We start from the raw sequence: 18,612 nt of genomic DNA, 5'->3' as shown, positions 1-18,612 counted from the left end.
TCGCCATTCCTGAAGTTCGGCAGCTTCTAGAATAAACAGCCAGAAGAGCATATCTCGCTCTTCTGGCTGAACAAATGCTAAGTTCCCATATATTTTATGTGTTGTGTTCGGGCTTTTCTGCAAGCCAATCTTCCAGAGTGGCTACTCTTTCAGGGTGAAGATAGCTTCTTGCTAGAAAACCTGCGCCATGGGATGGCATGGGATCTTGATCCGTTGGTTGATATCGCAAATCTACGCTCCAGCGCACCTCGTCTGATTCATTGGGGGTGGACATATGCAGACAACGGTCATTAAAAAGAATCGCGCTTCCAGCTGGAACGGGCAAGACGACAGTTTTTGTTTTTCCCAGCTGGCTTTCATGCAACGCCGTGTAGCCTGTACCTGTATGGCTTTCGCTATGCCATTCCAATAGCTTCGTGCGATGAGTCTTAGGCTTGATATGCAAGCAGCCATTAACTTCGTTCGCATCGACAAGAGGAATCCAAACGGTTATGACAGGATTAGAATTGGCATCGGGCCAATACGATTTATCTTGATGCCAAGGCACTGCTCCAGCAGCAACCTTTGGGATTTTCGGTCTTGTGTTGTAGACCGGATTGGAAAAAAGCTCTCCACCGATTAAAGATTCCACAGCGTCCAAAATTTTTGGATTGCTCATTAAATCGAAGTAGCCAGGCAGTCTATCACGCCAGCTTCTACCGTAGTTCAGAAATTCCTCTGAGGTTAAATCCGCAAACAACTCCGCGAGCCTATATTTGAAGGGCCGATGCTCCAGTTTATCGCTAATAAGTCCTGCATGCATTAACTCATCTGCAATCATGGATACTTTCTTATTCATCGCTTCTTTGGCGGGCGCTAAATCCTGTTCCGACAGCAGATTTGGAAGCACAAGATAGCCCTGCTCATTATAAAAATCAATTTGTTCTTTCGTTAAACTACCGAAATTAGATGGACTTGTCATGTTTTATTTCCTCCTATTCGTTATCAACAATTGAACCCATCGTACCAAATAGGAGCTGAAGCTGTATTTAGATAACAGTACGATGATTTATCAATACATCCGCTAACCTGCTTAACATGAAGTCCCTGCTGCGCCTATTTAAAGTCTGACGATAGGCTGCTGCGTTTGTAGCCGGCTGGCGTCGTTCCTGTTAGTTTTTTGAATGTGCGATGGAAATGTGGCAGGCTCTCAAACCCGCATTCGCTCGCTATCGCATTGATTGGCGCATCCGAGGATAGAAGGAGCTCCTTGGCGTGACTGATCCGTTTTGCCGTGACATATTCAGTTAGCGTCATACCAGTAAGAAGCTTAAAGACACGCGTAAAATGTGATGGATTCACTGCCGCTTTGGCGGTTAGCGTGGATAAGCTGACGTCACCAAAAGGATGTTCGTCGATTGTACGAAGCGTTAGCCTCATCCACTCCGGCGCACCGGTATGTTTCCGTTCGGCTGTTGGAGCGGGTATTTGGCGATTCAGCAGAAGCAGCAGCTGAAGCAGATGAAGGACGGCAGCATGGCGGCGCCCTGGTTTATCCATTGTCAACTCATCGTTAATATGAATCAGCATCGTTTCTATTAAGTGCTGGTCGGATGTATCCAGACTGAGCTTCTGGCTCTTCCGCTTGTTAGCCTCCTCAAAGCATTGAACAAAAGAAAAGGTATCGCCTAAGGAGTCCCATTGAACGATACGTCCGTGAAAATAAATGGCGCTCACCGTCAACGGAGCTTCTTCATCCGGCAATGCACGATGGACGGTGTTGCCAGGGAGCAGAAATAAATCACCGGGTTCTATGGCATAGAAGGAGCCATCAATAAAAAACACGCCTTTTCCCGAATGGACATAGACGATTTCATGCCAATCATGCAGGTGGTTGGGTAGCTCATTATGCGAATCCTTTACCGCACGATAGCTGAATTCGAATGGAAAAGAAGCAGCAGCATCAAATTGCTTGCGAATCGGCTTCATTTTGGCGGTACCTCCTTGATGAGGAAGATATAAAAATATGCTGTTCGGTACTAGTGTAATGGCTATCCGAATAATAGTCAAAATAGGGTATGTTTAAGCGTTTTCTCGCAATTTTCATATCTTAAATGCTCGATTATTATGAAGGATAACGATTAAAAATTGGATAGTAAACCGATTAGTCATGAACGAACAAAAGATGGAGGAGTGGCTGAATGAAACAACAAATGACAGATGGCGTCGATGCTTTAATTATGGATGACCGAGATCATGTTGTGATGGCGCTGCGTGATGTTGAAGCTGAAGAAACCATTCGCTACAGAGATGGTGAGGAAATTCATGAAATTAAAGCACTTGATGTTATCCCATTCGGACATAAGCTGGCGATTAAGGCGCTTAGTGAAGGACAGGAAGTGCGGAAATACGGCGAAACCATCGGGCGAGCGAGCATGGCCATTTTGGTGGGGCAGCATGTTCATGTCCACAATATTGAAGGAATACGCGGCAGAGGCGATATAGCCGGGAAGGTGGAAGCATGAGCACATTTATGGGCTACGAAAGAGCGAACGGAGATATTGGCATCCGCAATCATCTGCTCATCATTCCAACGGTCATCTGTTCCAATCAGGTTTGCAACCGAATCATGCAGCTAGTACCGGGTACTGTGGCCATTCCTCATCAGCATGGATGCAGCCAGATCGGAGCGGACAAGGAACGTACTTTCGAGGTGCTGTCGGGAACTGGCAAAAATCCAAATGTAGGCGGAGTGATCATCATCAGTCTAGGGTGTGAGGTAGTGGATCCCTACGCGCTTGCAGAGGATATTCGTAAAACCGGCAAACTGGTGGAAGTATTTGATATCCAGTCGGTTGGCGGCTCAGTGAAAGCGATCCAGCATGGAACGGAACTAGCCAAACAAATGATGGTGGAGCTTGAGCGTCAGCCGAAAGTGCCTGTTCCGCTGTCAAAACTCAAGGTAGCCGTGAAATGCGGCGGCTCCGATGCCACTTCCGGCTTGTCGTCGAATCCGGCACTTGGTGAAGCCGCGGACTCTTTAATCGCAGCAGGCGGAACAATCGTTATCGGCGAGACGACCGAAATTATCGGCGCCGAGCATGTGCTGGCACAGCGCTGTGCCACGCCAGAAACGGCGGATATGCTGTATCATATTGTCGGCCGTTTCGAGAAAGAGGTAGAGCGGATGGGCGCTGACATGCGGGGCGGCAATCCGAGTCCTGGCAATATTGAAGGCGGTCTTTCTACGATTGAAGAGAAATCACTAGGCTGCATTAGCAAATGCGGGAAAGCACCCATTAAAGGAGTTATCGAATACGCAGAACAAATACCGGAGGGCGGACTCTACTTCATGGACTCGCCGGGCAATGATATCGAATGTGTATCGGGCATGGCAGCGGGGGGCGTTCATATCGTTTGTTTTACGACGGGCAGAGGAACGCCAACGGGGGCAGCAGTCGTGCCAGTTATCAAAATTACAGGGAATAAACGGATGTTTGAGCGGATGGAAGATAATATGGACGTCGACGTTAGCGATATGCTGGGCGGCATGCTGAGTTTGGAGTCGGCAGGAGAGAAAATATGGCAAGAAATCATAGATGTAGCGGATGGAAAATGGACGAAGGCAGAAACGCTGGGCCATCAAGAATTCAGCATTAACCGTATCGGACCTAGCCTATAGAAACGTTTTGTGAGCCACGTGGTTAGTTTTGGGGCATGAATTCGAATATAGAAGGGAGCTTAGTATATGAGATTAGCGGATAAGATTGTCCTCATTACCGGTTCAGGTTCAGGCATTGGCAGAAGCTCGGCGCTGCTATTCGCCAAGGAAGGCGCGTTTGTTGTGGTTAACGATCTGAACGCAGATAAAGGAAATGAAACGGTAGAAGAGATCAACTCCCTAGGGGGGCGGGCTTCGTTTGTTTATGCGGATGTTACTGATCCAGATTCCGTTCAATCCATGGTAAGCGAAACGCTTGCCGCGCACGGCCGAATTGACGTCCTGTTCAATAATGCCGGCATTAGCGGTGTAGGGGCGCTTCATGAGGTGGAGCCGGATGACTGGGATCGCGTGATCCGGGTCAATATTCGCGGGGTTTATTTGCCTTCCAAGTATGTCCTGCCTCATATGATGGAACGAGCGAGCGGCACTATTATTAACATGTCTTCCTGTATTGCAGAGATGGGTCTTGCAAACCGCGCTTCTTATGCAGCTACCAAAGGAGCGGTACTGGCACTTACCAAATCGATGCAGGTCGATTATGCTAAGTACAATATTCGTGTAAATGCACTTTTGCCGGGTACGATTATGACGCCGTTTGTTGAAAACTATTTACGCACCTCTTACGAGGACCCAGAGGCTGCCATCGCATCGCTAAAATCACGGCAGCTCAGCAATGAATTAGGCCGTCCGGAAGATGTAGCGAAGGCAGCACTGTTTCTTGCATCCGATGAGTCGAGCTTTATGATGGGCTCACCGCTTTATATTGATGGAGGCGTCGTGTTCGGCAAAAATGCCTGACGCGGCAGTATGAATCATCCACAAAAGAGAGGAAGATAACTATGAAATTGCTTGTCATTCAAAAAGAAAATGGCTCTCATTTAGGAGTTAAATTAGCGAGTGGCGTCTTGGATATCGTTGAGGCACTCAAAATCAACAATAAGCCGAATGTACCGACAGCAGTTATGGAAGTGATCGAAGGTGGCTCGGATGCACTTGGTTCGTTAAGCCAGTTTGTGGAGGAAGTCTCCGCAGCTTCAGAACAATATTCTGCTGCCCTATTTCGCGAAGAGGATATTACATTCGGCCCATGTGTAACCGAGCCGGGCAAAATTATTTGCATCGGACTGAACTACCGCAAACACGCGCATGAGACCAACGCTCCAATTCCTGCGTATCCGATTTTGTTCAACAAATTCGATAACACCGTAGCTGCTCATGGAGAAGATATTCCGCTTCCAACAAAGGTGACAAGTCAGGTTGATTACGAAGCTGAACTAGTTATCGTCATCGGCAAGAAAACAAAGTATGTCGAGAAGGAGCAGGCGCTGGAGCATGTATTCGGTTATTGCTGCGTCAACGACTTGTCCGCAAGGGATCTGCAAATGCGCACGCAGCAGTGGCTGCTTGGCAAATCACTGGACAAGTTCAGCCCGCTCGGTCCTTATTTGGTCACTGCAGATGAAATTGCAGACCCTAACAATCTGTCCATTGGCTGCACGGTTAACGGTGAAGTACGTCAGCAGTCCAATACTTCGGATATGGTTTTTAGCTGTGATGAAATCGTAAGCTATGTCTCACAGCATATGACATTGTCGCCAGGCGATATTATTCTTACTGGAACGCCTGAGGGTGTTGTACTCGGCTACCCGGAAGAGAAGCGGGTATGGCTGAAGGCTGGCGATACGGTTACGATCGAAATCGAGAAGCTGGGTTCGCTGACGAACCGGTTTGTAGAGGAAGTTCAGTAAACAGCATATATCAGTGAGTGGAGAAAGCCTGTTTCATTGAGGCTTTCTTTTTTTTATTATTAAAGAATGACATGCGGTTGGCTATAAACGGGCTCATCCAGCGGATAACATCTCAAGATTATTTCACTAACGAACTGTATTATATAGCATGCTTTATAAGGGGTTAAGAGCAACTCTTCTCGAAATAACGATTCTAGAGTTCGTTACAAGTATAAGCCACGATGAATGTTCTAAATAAGGGCTATTAGGTTCGCTAGCTATAAGTAGGATGAGGGAAGGACATCGTTTTGCCTAAGCTCTATCAAAAAAAACAGGGTCTGTTTTAAGTGGAGGTAATTCTACTTTTGAGACAGTCCCTTTTTTTTATCCAAAAAGTTGGCGGCAAATCTTTCATTCCGACAGCCACAGTGCGGAAATTCAATAATAGAATGACGGATACGTGAAAGAAAGAAAGTCTCCGGTATTCTATCATAATAAATAAGAACACAATCAACCAATCGAGATGGGGGTATTTCGCCGAATGACTATTGAAGCAGGCATTAATATTTTTTCCGTATACAGGGAGCTTGGTGAGGATTACTTTGGAACGCTGGAGAAGGTTGCTGCTGCAGGGTATGTAAATATTGAGCTTATCGGATTCAATATGAAGTCCTTTACACGATATATCGATGAAATTCCTATGGAAGCGGTTCGAGATAAGTTTCGTGAGCTTGGTCTAAATGCAGTAGCGGTTCATGAAGGCACGATGCCAGGGCAAGAATTGATTTCGCATGACTGGGATTCGCTTATGAAGTATTACGCGGGTATCGGTTGCCAACGAATCGTGCTCCCATCCGTGTGGATCAAAGATCGTGAGGATACGCTGAAAGCGGCGGAGCAAATGAACAGTGTCGGCAAAAAAATGAAGGATGGCGGGTTCCAGTTCTATCTGCATAATCACGCGCATGAGTTTAAAGCGGTCGGTGATCAAACGCTGTTCGACTTGATTTTGGAAAATACAGATCCTTCCTATGTGAAATTTGAAATCGATATGGCATGGGTCGTACGCGCGGGTATAGATCCGATTCATGTGTTAGAGAAGCTTGGTGATCGTTGTGATATTGTCCACCAGAAGGATATAAGCAATAATCTATCCGGCCAGCTTAATATTATGGAAGCTATGCAGCTAGGCAGTGAAGAAGGGCTTGAACCATTTCAAATCTATCAGAAGCATATTGGCCCTGGAGACTTCGTTGACCTTGGCACAGGCAGGTTTGATTTTGCAGCTGTGTATGAGCAAATCCGCGCAATGGGGCATGTCCGTTATGCGCTTGTGGAGAACGAGGGCGAGTCTGAAGACAAGTTTGGCAGCATTCGCAAGGATCTAACCGTGCTTCAACAATATGTATAGCCCATAAGGAGGAGAATGTTCAATGAACAAAGGAAAACTTAAAATCGGTATCATCGGCTGCGGCGGTATCGCAAACCAGAAGCATATGCCATCGTTAGCCAAGCTTTCACATATGGGTGAAATGGTTGCCTTCTGTGATGTTATTGAAGAGAAAGCGCAAAAGGCAGCTCAGGATTTTGGAAGCGAGGGCGCTAAAGTCTATGTCGATTACAAAAAGCTGCTCGAAGACGAATCAATTGATGTTGTTCATGTATTAACACCGAACCTGCAGCATTCTTATATAACAGTTGATGCACTAGAAGCGGGCAAACATGTCATGTGTGAGAAGCCAATGGCGATCAACTCAATTGAAGCCAAAAAAATGGTAGATGCGGCTAAGCGGACAGGCAAGAAACTGACGATTGGCTATCAGAATAGATTTAGAAATGACTCTCAAATTTTGCATAAGGCATGCCGCGAAGGTGATTTAGGAGACATTTATATGACTAAAGCCCATGCCGTGCGCAGACGCGGAGTGCCGACATGGGGGGTCTTTCTGGATAAAGAGCAGCAGGGCGGCGGACCGTTAATCGATTTAGGCACGCATGCGCTGGACTTGGCATTATGGTTCATGGATAACTATAAGCCGAAATCGGTGAGTGGTTCTGTCTATCATAAAATGGCGGATAAGTTCGAAGGCAATATGATGGGTGCATGGGACCCGGAAAGATATGATGTAGAAGACTCGGCTTTTGGATTTATTAAAATGGAAAACGGCGCTACGATTTTCTTGGAGGCGTCATGGATATTAAATACAACCGATGCTAAAGAGGCGATGACTACGCTTTGCGGGACAGAAGGCGGAGCAGAAATGAAAGCTAGCTCAACGTTTGGGAAAAGCGATGTCATCTTTAATAGCGCCAAACACGGACAGCTTGTGGAGACGAAACCTTCCTTTAGCGGGGGCATTGCTTACTTCGGTCCAGGGGCTGAGGATGATGGCGTGAAAGAGGCAAGACAATGGCTCGATAGTATTATTAATGATACCGAGCCTCTCGTAAAACCAGAGCAAGCTTATGTGGTCACGCAAATTTTAGAGGCGATCTATAAGTCGGCTGAAACGGGCAAAGTTGTAGAATTTGAATAAAGTTTCAATTCATTTAACGGAATAACAATATAAAAGGGAGCCTTTCCATCAGTGGGAAGGTTTTTCCGCTAGTGAGAGGGAATACGTTAATGTCTGAATATGATAATCTTCCTAGGAGGCAGTAATGACATGAGTGATCATTGGACTGAAACAAAATTGGAAACGATTACATATGTAAAAAATGAAGGTGGCCCAACACTCGGATATTCAGCTAATTCAGGCGTAAATATTATAGTGGAAGATGGTTTTGCATTTAAAGACTTCAATAAGGATGGGAAGCTGGATAAATACGAGGACTGGCGCTTGCCGGCAGAAGAGCGAGCAAAGGATTTAGCCACAAAAATGTCCATCGAGCAAATTGCCGGTTTGATGTTGTACAGCGCACATCAGGCTGTTCCAGCTTCACATGGCTTTTTCACCGCCTCTTATAATGGCAAGCCCTATTCGGAGAGCGGTGCGAAGCCGCATGATTTGTCCGATGAACAAATAAAGTTTTTAACCCAAGACCATCTGCGGCATGTGCTCCTTACTTTTGTTGAAAGTCCGGAGATTGCTGCTCATTGGAACAATAAAGTACAAGCCTTGGCCGAAAGTACAGGTTTGGGCATCCCGGCGAATAACAGCAGCGATCCGCGCCATGGGTCCGATGCGAGCAAGGAATATAATGCAGGGGCGGGAGGCGCAATTTCCATGTGGCCCGAAACGCTGGGGCTTGCAGCAGCTTTTGATCCTGAGCTTGTTCATCAGTTTGGGAAGATCGCTGCTAAGGAATACAGGGCGCTTGGCATTGCAACCGCTCTTTCTCCCCAAATCGATATCGCGACCGATCCAAGATGGTCACGCTTCGACGGCACGTTCGGAGAGGATTCAAGACTGTCAGCCGATTTGGCAAAAGCCTATGTCGACGGATTTCAGACCTCGTTTGAAGAAGAGTCTCCATCAGATGGCTGGGGATCAGGAAGTGTAAATGCGATGGTCAAGCATTGGCCGGGCGGGGGTTCGGGCGAAGGCGGCAGAGATGCTCATTTTGGATACGGCAAATTTGCTGTATATCCAGGCAACAACTTCGAGGAGCATCTGATCCCGTTCTTGGACGGCGCATTCAAGCTCTCAGGAGGGACGGAGAAAGCATCGGCCATCATGCCTTATTATACGATTTCCTATAATCAAGATCAGGTGAATGGCGAGAATGTCGGCAATGCTTACAACGCTCACATCATCGGTAACCTGCTTCGTGATAAATATGGCTACGATGGTGTCGTGTGCACGGACTGGGGAATTACGGACGATGAAGGCACTGATATTACACGATTGTTTCCAGGAGGACGTGCATGGGGGGTTGAGGAAGGTTATACCGTTTCGGAGCGTCATTACAAAGCACTTATGGCCGGAGTAGATCAATTCGGTGGAAATAATGATGCGGCTCCTGTCATTGAAGCTTACCATATCGGTGTGGCAGAGCACGGTGAAGCTTATATGCGAGCAAGGTTTGAGCAGTCAGCGGTAAGGCTCTTGAAGAACATGTTCCGCGTCGGCTTATTCGAGAACCCGTATTGCGATCCAGAACAAACCACTCGCATTGTCGGCAATGCTGAATTTATGACAGCAGGCTACGAAGCGCAGCTCAAATCACTCGTTTTGCTTAAAAACAAAGGAAACGTTCTCCCGATACAGAAAATGAAGACGGTCTATATTCCTAAACGCTACAGACCAGCAGGTACCAATTGGATCGGATTCCCGACTGCTGCATTTGATGGATATCCCGTCAATATGGATGTTATACAGAAATATTTCGAGGTAACGGATGACCCGGAGATAGCTGATTTTGCAATGGTGTTCATTACGGGGGCAGATTCCGGCAGCGGATACAGCAAGGCAGATGCTGAAGCAGGTGGAAACGGTTATGTTCCGATAAGCTTGCAATACACCCCGTATACCGCAGAGCATACTAGGGAAATCAGTATAGCCGGCGATGATAGAGATGTGTTAAACCGCTCCTATAAGGGGAAAACGGTAACGACCACAAATGCTTCGGACTTGGAGGCTGTACTGAGAACGAAAGAGGTTATGAAAGGCAAACCTGTCATTGTGTCGCTGCAATTATCGAAGCCTTCTATCGTTGCAGAATTTGAAGCAGAGGCCGATGCAATCATTGCTGCATTTGGGGTACAGGATCAAGCGATTCTAGATATTATTACCGGTGAAGCAGAGCCTTCAGGGCTGCTGCCGATGCAGATGCCTGCGAATATGAAGACCGTTGAGGAGCAGCTGGAAGATGTTGCACACGATATGGAAGTACATGTTGATTCCGAGGGGAACGCCTATGATTTTGCATATGGCTTAAACTGGAGCGGGATTATCGTGGATGATAGGACGAAACGCTACGGCAAGAAAAAATAGTTTGATAACGTGCGGCCGGGGATTAATCCCCGGCTAATAGTTGTATATAGCTCTATTTTTTATTTAAGAGGCAAATGGGGGCTTAGCAGATCTTGAAATTACTTAATCGTTCTCTCTTTAATTCGCTTCGATTTAAGCTGGTAACAGGGCTTATGCTTATTATGATTCCGATGGTTTCCTTTCTTATTTATAACAATTTGTATTCCATTGATGTCGTTCGTAATCAAGTGGCGCAGTCCAACAGCAATATGCTTAATCTATACATGGGTTTGATTGATACGACGCTTGAGGATATAGATAGCTACATGCTCAAATTTACTGCGGAAGAATCCGGATTGAATATTCTCGATAGTCTCCCAGAAGCAGATGTAGATTTATACAATTTGCAGCGAATTTGGCTATTTACAGAGTTAAGAGACAATGCGACTTATTATAAAGCATTGGACTATTTTTTTATTTATTCACCCTTGAATCAGGATTTGTTGTTCGCGCCTAAGCTGACGGGCTCTGCTTATACCAACAATGATTTCATCAAGGAAGGAATTGTTGCGCTTCTGAACGATGAACAAGCGATGAAAAGCTATCAGTACGATAAATGGTCTGTGCTGAATTTGAAAGAACAAAATTATTTGCTGCATATGATTAAGGCTGGCAACCTGTACATTGGGGCAGGGGTAAATGTGGACGGAGTTATGGACCCGCTGGACTTTCTAGACCTCGGATCGGAAGGCAGGTCGCTGCTTGTTGATGAGAGCAATAGGCCGCTACAGGACGAGGACTTTTTCGAAAAAAATAAAATCGATTTATCCTATATCTCTAAGACGTATCAGCTTTCAGGCGCAGACAACAATTACCTCGTCATGGGCGAAAAGTCAGGCAAAGGTGAATTTGGATTAGTAGCTGTCGTACCCGAGCAAAATATTTTGGAGAAGCTTCCTTATCTGCAAAGAATCATTGTGCTTATTGCGACAGGCTCGATTCTCATTCTAGTGATTGCTCTGTATTTTCTGCGTAAAGTGGTTCTGCTGCCGATCAATCGAATTATTGTCGCCATGCGCAAAATCAAAGAAGGCTATATGGAGGCAAGAATACCGAATAAACCGACCTCCAATGAATTCGAAATGATGAACGAAACGTTCAACAGCATGGTCTGCGATATTCAACAATTGAAAATTGACGTATATGAGGAACAATTGATTAACCAGAAAGCAGAGCTGAAACAGCTGCAGCTGCAAATTAACCCTCACTTCTTTTTGAATAGCTTGAACATCGTCTATTACTTGGCACAAGAGAAGAAGTACGAATTAATACAGGAGCTGTCCCTCTCCTTGATCCGCTATTTCAGGTTTATGTTCCGCAGCCAGACGGATTACGTGCTTCTGCAGGATGAGCTTAATCATAGTGAAAACTATTTGAAAATCCAGACCTTCCGCTTTCCCGGAAGCTTTACGTACGACATCACTGTTGATGGCGAGCTGAGGGAATGTTACATTCCTCCGTTAATTATCCAAAGCTTTGCCGAGAATACGATAAAACACGCAATTAACACGGATGAGCCGACTCATATTGCGATAACGATTGGAAGATGCGAATTGATGCCAGAAGAGAGATTGCGAATTCAAATTCATGATACAGGCCGCGGCTTCTCCGAGGAGGTCTTGCAGAAGCTGCAGCAGGAAATTAATTTAATGAATGAAGATGGCGAGCATATTGGCATTTGGAATGTAAGACGCAGATTGCGGCTGTTATACGGGGACAAGGCGAGCATGGCTTTTTATAACGAAGATGGTGCAGCAGTTGAAATAACGATGCCTTTAACGAAAGAAATGAGGTCGTGAATATGTACCGTTTATTAATCGTTGATGATGAGATCTTTATCGCAAACGGCATTAAATCGAGTGTGAACTGGAGAGAGCTCGGCATTATAAGTGTCACTCTCGCACATAATCTTCGGCAAGCGAAGGAGGAATTTAGTCTTCAGCCATTTGATATGATGATTTGTGATATAGAAATGCCGCAGGGCAGCGGGCTGGAGCTCTTTGAATGGGTGCGTGAACAGTATCCCCAAACCGAATGTGTTTTCCTTACCTGTCACGCTGATTTTCAATATGCGAAAAAAGCTCTTCAGCTTGGCAGCTTCGAGTATTTGTTGAAGCCCGTTCCGCATGATGAATTGAAGCTTGTGATGACGAAGCTAATCGAGAAAATCAGGAAGGAGCGGGAATCGGCAACGATGGTGGCTGAGCGTTTCTGGCAGGATGTACTGAAGCAAGCCATTCCGTCTAATCAGGATAAAATGTTGGAGGTTATCGGCAAGCAGAAGCTTCCGTACACGAGGTCTATGACATTTCTGCCGGTTCTTATCAGTATCGAGCATTGGGAGAAATCATTAACCGCCCGTGATCTGCAAATTATGGAGTATGCGCTCCACAACGCCCTTGAGGAGGTCGTTATTCAGCGTGCTGCTAGTGCACAAATCGTCCGGATGAACGCTGATTACATGCTCATTGTGTTTGCACAGGATGTTATGCAAACAGAAGATGGCAAGCTTTTTAGCAAAGAAATCAAAAGGCGCTGTCAGTCTTTTATTGAGATGAGCAATCATTATTTATATTGTCACGTGTCCTGCTATATAGGCAAATCGGCACAAGTCCATGAAGTGCGCGATATGGTGGAAGGCTTGATCGCTTTTAAAAAGAATCAAGTTAATATGGCAGACTGTGTGATGTTCATCGATGATCCAATAAAGAAGGAATCGCAGATTCCAATGCCGCCCATGAATGTATGGTCGGAGCTCATTAAGCAAGGAAATAAGAAAAAGGTACTCGATGAATCGCAGCAGTTTTTGGATTCATGGAAACGAATTGAGTGCTTAGGCGCCAAAAGGCTGCAGCAATTTTATCAAAGCTTTCTGCAAATGGTTCTGCATACGCTGCATGAGCAGGGACTGCGCGCGGATGAAATCTTTTCGGATCATTTGACGCCAGAGCGTATTTTGTCAGCGACACGAAGCGTGACGAACCTTCAGAATTGGGTGCGGGATGTGCTTGAGAAGGCGCTCGTCCATATGGAAAAGCTGGATTCTACGGAGACGGTGGTCGAGAAGATCAAGCGCTACATTGCGCTTCACATCGATGAGGAGCTGTCCAGACAATATATCGCCGATTATATTGGGTTAAGCCCTGATTACATCGTTAAACTGTTTAAGAAAGAGACGGGGCTCTCAATATCCGATTATATTTTGAAAGAAAGAATCAATCTTGCCAAGGAGCTGCTCGCAAGAACCGATACTACGATCAGCAACGTCGCACTCGCGGTTGGCTTCTCGAATTTTTCGTATTTTTCTACGTTGTTTAAGAAAGAAGTATCGATGACACCCCAGTATTATCGCAAAGGCTGTCCGTCCAAATAAACGATGCCGTTAGAGGATTAGAGACCCTCTGACGGCATTTTTCTTTTCCCGTTTATGATGTCGGAAACTCGAAAGTCGGATGTCGGATTATTAGTAGTGGCTCTATTTTGTTTGCGCTACTATTAGTTAAGCAACATATTAAACGAAGCCAAAGGTGGTTGAGACCCGTGCAAGCAAATCCTGAGACGTCACCCTCCAATATGAAGCAGGTCTCATTGAAGACGAAGAAGAAAGCAGCATTCGCATCGGAGATGAGAAAGGTTAAGAAATACCGTGCCCTCGTACTGATGGCGCTGCCCGGCCTTTTGTACCTGCTGATTAACAACTATTTGCCGATGTTCGGAATCGTGATCGCATTTAAGGACATCAATTTTGCCAAAGGAATTATGGGCAGTGACTGGATTGGCTTTAAAAACTTTGAGTATTTGTTCAAAACAACGGACGCTTACATCATTACAAGAAATACGCTGCTTTATAATATTACCTTTATCCTGTTGAATACGGGGATTGCATTAGCGCTTGCGATAATGCTTAATGAAATTCGCAAACGTTTCTTATCAAGGCTGTATCAGACGCTAATCCTGCTTCCCTTTCTAATCTCGATGGTTATTGTCGGCTATCTGGTGCTCGGCTTCCTCGATGTTGAGAACGGATTCATGAACAAAACCTTGCTTCCGACGATGGGGCTTGATCCTATCTCTTGGTACAGTGAGACCAAGTATTGGCCATGGATTTTAACGCTCGTAAGCGTGTGGAAAGGCGTAGGCAATTTGTGCATCATTTATTTGGCAGCGATCATCGGCATTGATAATGAGTATTACGAGGCAGCAACGATCGACGGAGCTAACCGGTGGCAGCAAATTACGAAGATTACGCTTCCGCTCGTATCGTCGGTTATTACGATTATGACTTTGCTCGCCATTGGACGTATATTCTACTCTGATTTCGGCTTATTCTTCCAAGTTCCGCTTAACACAGGAGCGCTGATGCCTGTTACGAATACGATTGATACCTATGTTTATCGAGCATTGATTAACCTCGGCGACATCGGGATGTCCTCGGCCGCAGGTTTGTACCAAGCATTGGTCGGTTTCATTTTGGTCATTTTATCGAATGCGGTCGTACGAAAATACAACAAAGACAACGCGTTGTTTTAGAAAGGGAGATGTATTATGCAAGCATCGGGGAAGCTCTATCAATGGATCATTAACATCGTTATGCTAGTGTTCACTTTTTTCTGCATCATGCCGTTCTGGCTGCTGTTCTCCGCCTCCCTTACCGATGATATGGAGCTTGTTCGCAGCGGTTATGCGTTTTTCCCTGATAAAATAAGCTTCTCCGCATACCACTATTTGTGGAACAGCTCTTCTGACATTATAAGGGCATACAGCATTACGGTTTTAACGACTATAATTGGTACGACGCTTGGACTTACGCTTACTGCGATGGTCGCTTATCCGCTCTCGCGTCTAGAAATGCCGTTTCGCAATACGCTCGCATTTTATGTATTTTTTACGATGTTGTTTAACGGAGGTCTTGTACCGACGTACTTGCTTTACACCAACTATTTCGATTTAAAAAATACGATGCTGGCCTTAATCATACCGGGCCTTTTGATGAACGGATTTTTTATCATATTGATGAGAACCTTTTTTGCAAGCTCAATTCCGACAGCGATTATTGAATCCGCCTATATCGATGGGGCAAGGGAATGGAAAATATTTTACCGGATCGTATTGCCGCTCTCGACGCCGGTGCTTGCTACAGTAGGATTATTTTACACCATTTTATATTGGAATGACTGGTTTAATGGCTTAATCTATCTTACAGATAGTCATTATTATAGCCTTCAAAACCTTCTCAATCGGATATTGCTGGACGTACAGTTTTTACAATCTTCTACGCAGGCAGGCAGCCGTAATGCAGATATTGGAGCGAATATTCCGCTTGCGCCAATGCGGATGGCAATGGCCGCAATTGGGGTCATTCCACTGTTGATCGCCTATCCGTTTTTCCAAAAGTATTTTGTTAAAGGCCTGACGATTGGTGCTGTTAAAGGATAAATCTTTCATAGACGCTATAACGGCATGGATCATGCATTTATAGATAGAATCGGATCACAAATAAAAATAGGGAGGTCACAGCAATGAGAAAAAACAAGTTTGTGGCAAAAACGCTTCTCTTAATCGTACTAGCTTTCGCAATGGTGATCAGTGCATGCGGCAATGGAGACAACAAAGGCACAAATGCAGGCAACGACGGAAAAACAGCAGAAGGAAAAAGCGGCAACAGCAGCGGGGATCTTAAGCCTGTTGAGCTGGTTATGGTATTTCCGGTCGGGGGCGAGCCTAAGGATCTAAAGCTTGTGCAGGACGAAATCAACAAAATGACAAAAGCAAAAATCAATGCGACAGTAAAGCTGGTACCTATCGGCTTTGGCGCATGGGCTCAGCAGAAGACGCTAATGATGTCGGGTAATGAACAGGTGGATTTGATCGTAAGCGGACTTGGAACCTACAGCCAAGATGTAGCTAAAGGGCAGCTGCTTGAGCTTGACGGATATTTGGCTGATAAAGGACAAGGGGTTACGGAAGCGCTAGACTCCCTTGATACTGCGTTCTTGAATGCGACGAGAATCGATGGAAAAATATATGCAGTACCAAGTATCAGAGATTTGGCAGCAGATTATGGCATCACGATGCGCAAAGATTTGGTTGAAAAATATAACATTGATACTGCTGCGATTAAATCGTTGGATGATTTGGACGCTGTATTCAAAACAATTAAAGATAATGAACCGGGTATGATTCCGACAGTTAAGTATGGAACATCTATTCTCGATATTTATGTTCTCAGCTACTTTGATAACTTGGGCGAAGGCTTTGGCGTGCTTCCAGGCTATGACAACGACCTGAAGGTCGTGAATATGTATGAGACGCCGGAATATGCCGAAATGCTGAATACAGTGAGAAGATGGAATCAAGCAGGATATATTGCGAAGGATGCGGCTACAAGCACTGAGACGCAATACAACTTAGTTAAATCGGGCAAGGCATTCTCGTTCATATCCCATATGAAGCCGGGAATTGAAACGCAGGAATCGAGATCTACAGGCAAAGAGATGGTATCGGTACATTTCCGCCCTGCAGCAACAGCGACGTATAATATTACTTCCATTATGTGGAGTATCGCAAGAAACTCGAAGGACCCTGAGAGAGCGATGATGCTGCTGAATATGATGTATACCGATAAAGACTTCATCAACTTGCTGGATTACGGGATTGAGAACAAGCATTACGTGAAGGTTTCCGACAATGTCATTGATTACCCGCAAGGCGTGGATGCAACAAACTCAGGCTACAACCTGCAAATGGGCTGGATGTTTGGCAACCAATCGCTTTCACACATTTGGAATGGCGATGATCCAGAGCTTTGGAATCAGCTGGCTGAGTTTAATAGAAACGCCGTGAAATCAAAAGCGCTTGGCTTTACTTTTAATGCAGATGCCGTCAAAACAGAAATTGCGGCAGTAACGAATGTGCAAAACCAGTACAAAATTGCATTGGAGACCGGAACGGTCGATCCTGTTTCGAAGCTGCCTGAATTCAATAAACAACTGAAAGCAGCGGGAATAGACAAAATTATCGCAGAGAAACAAAAACAGCTGGACGCTTGGGCGGCAGCTAAAAAATAGGAAGAAGCTGAATGGGGCTGCTCCGAAAGTAGATAACTACTTTCGGAACAGCCCTTTTTTAGTTATATAAGATCTAAATCATTCAACTTTCGCATTCGTTTCGACTGTTGGAGAGCAGCCGCGGTGCTTCGTTAATAGGAACTTTCAATTCTTTTTTTAGTGAATGGAGAGATAATCGCATCAAGTTACCAAAAATGGTCATCGGTCTACTCTATTTATGCCGGATGGCAGCTTTTACAATGGTGGTACGCAGTAAGCAATAGCGTTGCCTATCAACAAAGCGAGGCCATAACAGAGCATGGAGGGAGTTGCAAAATGAAGCTGTCACTTAGCATGTGGAGCATGCACAGAACCGTGAGAGAAAACGGATGGAAGGTGCTGGATTTTCTATCCTTTTGCAAGGATGAAGGGATTGAGGATGTCGAGCTGTTGAATGTGTTCTGGAAGGACGTTCTGGAGGAACTGCCAAGCGTGCTTGCATTTGTGAGAGATAATGGCATCAAGGTGTCCAGCTACGCGGTAGCCAATGATTTCGTCAAGGCAACCGAGGAGGAAAGAGCAGGGGCGCTGAAGGAGATTACGGATGCCTACCCTGTTGCGAAGATACTGGGAACAAACGTCATCCGCGTGTTCTCCGGCAACCTTAGCGACATTGCAACCTACGAAGAAGCGCTGGACTGGATTGTGGATGGACTGAAAGAAGCTGCTGCGGTCGCTGAGAAGGAAGGCTTGGTTCTCTGTTTGGAAAACCACGGAAAGTTAGCGGGAAGCGGCGAGCAGGTCAAAACGATCATCGATCGGGTTGGTTCTCCGGCTCTGCGATCCACGTTTGACACAGGCAATTTTCTGCTCGTAGACGAGCATCCGACAGCCGCGCTTGAGACGCTGCTCCCCTATGTCTCGCATGTTCATTTCAAGGATTTTGAAATGCGTGAAGACGGGCGCTATAAGTCTCTCGGAGGCAAAGCTTTTGAAGGAATCAACCTAGGAGACGGCGATGTTGAATTGGAGAAAATCGTGAACAAGCTGGTGGAGAATGGATACCGCGGAGCGTTTGTTCTTGAATATGAAGGTGTAGGCAGCGAGGCGGAAGGCATTCGGCGCAGCTATGACTATTTTGCAACCATTATTTAACCCCA

At 45.6% G+C, this 18,612-nt stretch carries 15 protein-coding genes; 13 read left to right on the top strand and 2 right to left on the bottom strand.

Translation table 11 applies throughout. The annotated features are described in order from the left end of the window. Positions 1–94: 94 nt before the first annotated feature. Both AC1DOV_RS25610 and AC1DOV_RS25605 read right to left on the bottom strand, forming a co-directional pair. Entirely contained in the window at positions 95–961 is an 867-nt protein-coding gene (locus AC1DOV_RS25610; protein ID WP_477510863.1) for a phytanoyl-CoA dioxygenase family protein, read from the bottom strand. Between the two features lie 134 nt (positions 962–1,095). After that, the gene (locus tag AC1DOV_RS25605) at positions 1,096–1,968 is read right to left on the bottom strand and encodes an AraC family transcriptional regulator (protein ID WP_477551342.1); all 873 of its coding nucleotides are present in this window, start codon (positions 1,966–1,968) and stop codon (positions 1,096–1,098) included. 212 nt (positions 1,969–2,180) lie between these two features. On the opposite strand from AC1DOV_RS25605, the gene AC1DOV_RS25600 reads away from it, so the two are divergent. The 13 genes from AC1DOV_RS25600 to AC1DOV_RS25540 all read left to right on the top strand — a co-directional run bounded on the left by AC1DOV_RS25600 (position 2,181) and on the right by AC1DOV_RS25540 (position 18,607). Beyond that, positions 2,181–2,504, top strand: a complete 324-nt coding sequence (locus tag AC1DOV_RS25600) for a UxaA family hydrolase (RefSeq protein WP_441884963.1) — start codon at positions 2,181–2,183, stop codon at positions 2,502–2,504. After that, entirely contained in the window at positions 2,501–3,661 is a 1,161-nt protein-coding gene (locus AC1DOV_RS25595; RefSeq protein ID WP_441884961.1) for a UxaA family hydrolase, read from the top strand. Before AC1DOV_RS25600 ends, AC1DOV_RS25595 begins: the two co-directional genes overlap by 4 nt. Positions 3,662–3,727: 66 nt before the next feature. Further along, entirely contained in the window at positions 3,728–4,501 is a 774-nt protein-coding gene (locus tag AC1DOV_RS25590) for an SDR family NAD(P)-dependent oxidoreductase (RefSeq protein WP_339204810.1), read from the top strand. Between the two features lie 41 nt (positions 4,502–4,542). Continuing rightward, positions 4,543–5,451, top strand: a complete 909-nt coding sequence (locus AC1DOV_RS25585) for a fumarylacetoacetate hydrolase family protein (protein ID WP_441884957.1) — start codon at positions 4,543–4,545, stop codon at positions 5,449–5,451. Positions 5,452–5,971: 520 nt separating this feature from the next. Continuing rightward, positions 5,972–6,841 (top strand): sugar phosphate isomerase/epimerase family protein, encoded by an 870-nt coding sequence (locus AC1DOV_RS25580; protein ID WP_477551341.1) that lies wholly within the window; start codon positions 5,972–5,974, stop codon positions 6,839–6,841. A 22-nt stretch (positions 6,842–6,863) separates the two neighbouring features. Next, positions 6,864–7,967: a Gfo/Idh/MocA family protein gene (locus AC1DOV_RS25575; RefSeq protein WP_441884953.1), complete on the top strand. Its 1,104-nt coding sequence runs from the start codon at positions 6,864–6,866 to the stop codon at positions 7,965–7,967. Between the two features lie 129 nt (positions 7,968–8,096). Beyond that, positions 8,097–10,367: a glycoside hydrolase family 3 protein gene (locus tag AC1DOV_RS25570; RefSeq protein WP_477551340.1), complete on the top strand. Its 2,271-nt coding sequence runs from the start codon at positions 8,097–8,099 to the stop codon at positions 10,365–10,367. Between the two features lie 92 nt (positions 10,368–10,459). Next, on the top strand, positions 10,460–12,205 hold the full coding sequence (locus AC1DOV_RS25565; protein WP_441884949.1) for a sensor histidine kinase: 1,746 nt from the start codon (positions 10,460–10,462) through the stop codon (positions 12,203–12,205). Between the two features lie 2 nt (positions 12,206–12,207). Next, positions 12,208–13,779, top strand: a complete 1,572-nt coding sequence (locus AC1DOV_RS25560) for a response regulator (RefSeq protein ID WP_339204804.1) — start codon at positions 12,208–12,210, stop codon at positions 13,777–13,779. Between the two features lie 251 nt (positions 13,780–14,030). Further along, a complete protein-coding gene (locus AC1DOV_RS25555; protein ID WP_441884992.1) occupies positions 14,031–14,936 on the top strand; it encodes an ABC transporter permease in 906 nt (301 codons plus the stop codon). A gap of 15 nt (positions 14,937–14,951) precedes the next feature. Further along, on the top strand, positions 14,952–15,842 hold the full coding sequence (locus AC1DOV_RS25550) for a carbohydrate ABC transporter permease (protein ID WP_076267076.1): 891 nt from the start codon (positions 14,952–14,954) through the stop codon (positions 15,840–15,842). Positions 15,843–15,925: 83 nt separating this feature from the next. Continuing rightward, positions 15,926–17,473 (top strand): ABC transporter substrate-binding protein, encoded by a 1,548-nt coding sequence (locus tag AC1DOV_RS25545; protein WP_441884946.1) that lies wholly within the window; start codon positions 15,926–15,928, stop codon positions 17,471–17,473. A 315-nt stretch (positions 17,474–17,788) separates the two neighbouring features. Continuing rightward, complete coding sequence (locus AC1DOV_RS25540; RefSeq protein WP_477510710.1) at positions 17,789–18,607, top strand: sugar phosphate isomerase/epimerase family protein; 819 nt, start codon at positions 17,789–17,791, stop codon at positions 18,605–18,607. Positions 18,608–18,612 lie beyond the last annotated feature (5 nt).

The organism is Paenibacillus sp. 01T47 (assembly GCF_056398245.1).
Note: the sequence above shows the minus strand (reverse complement) of the source record. Positions and strands in the feature narration are given on the sequence as shown.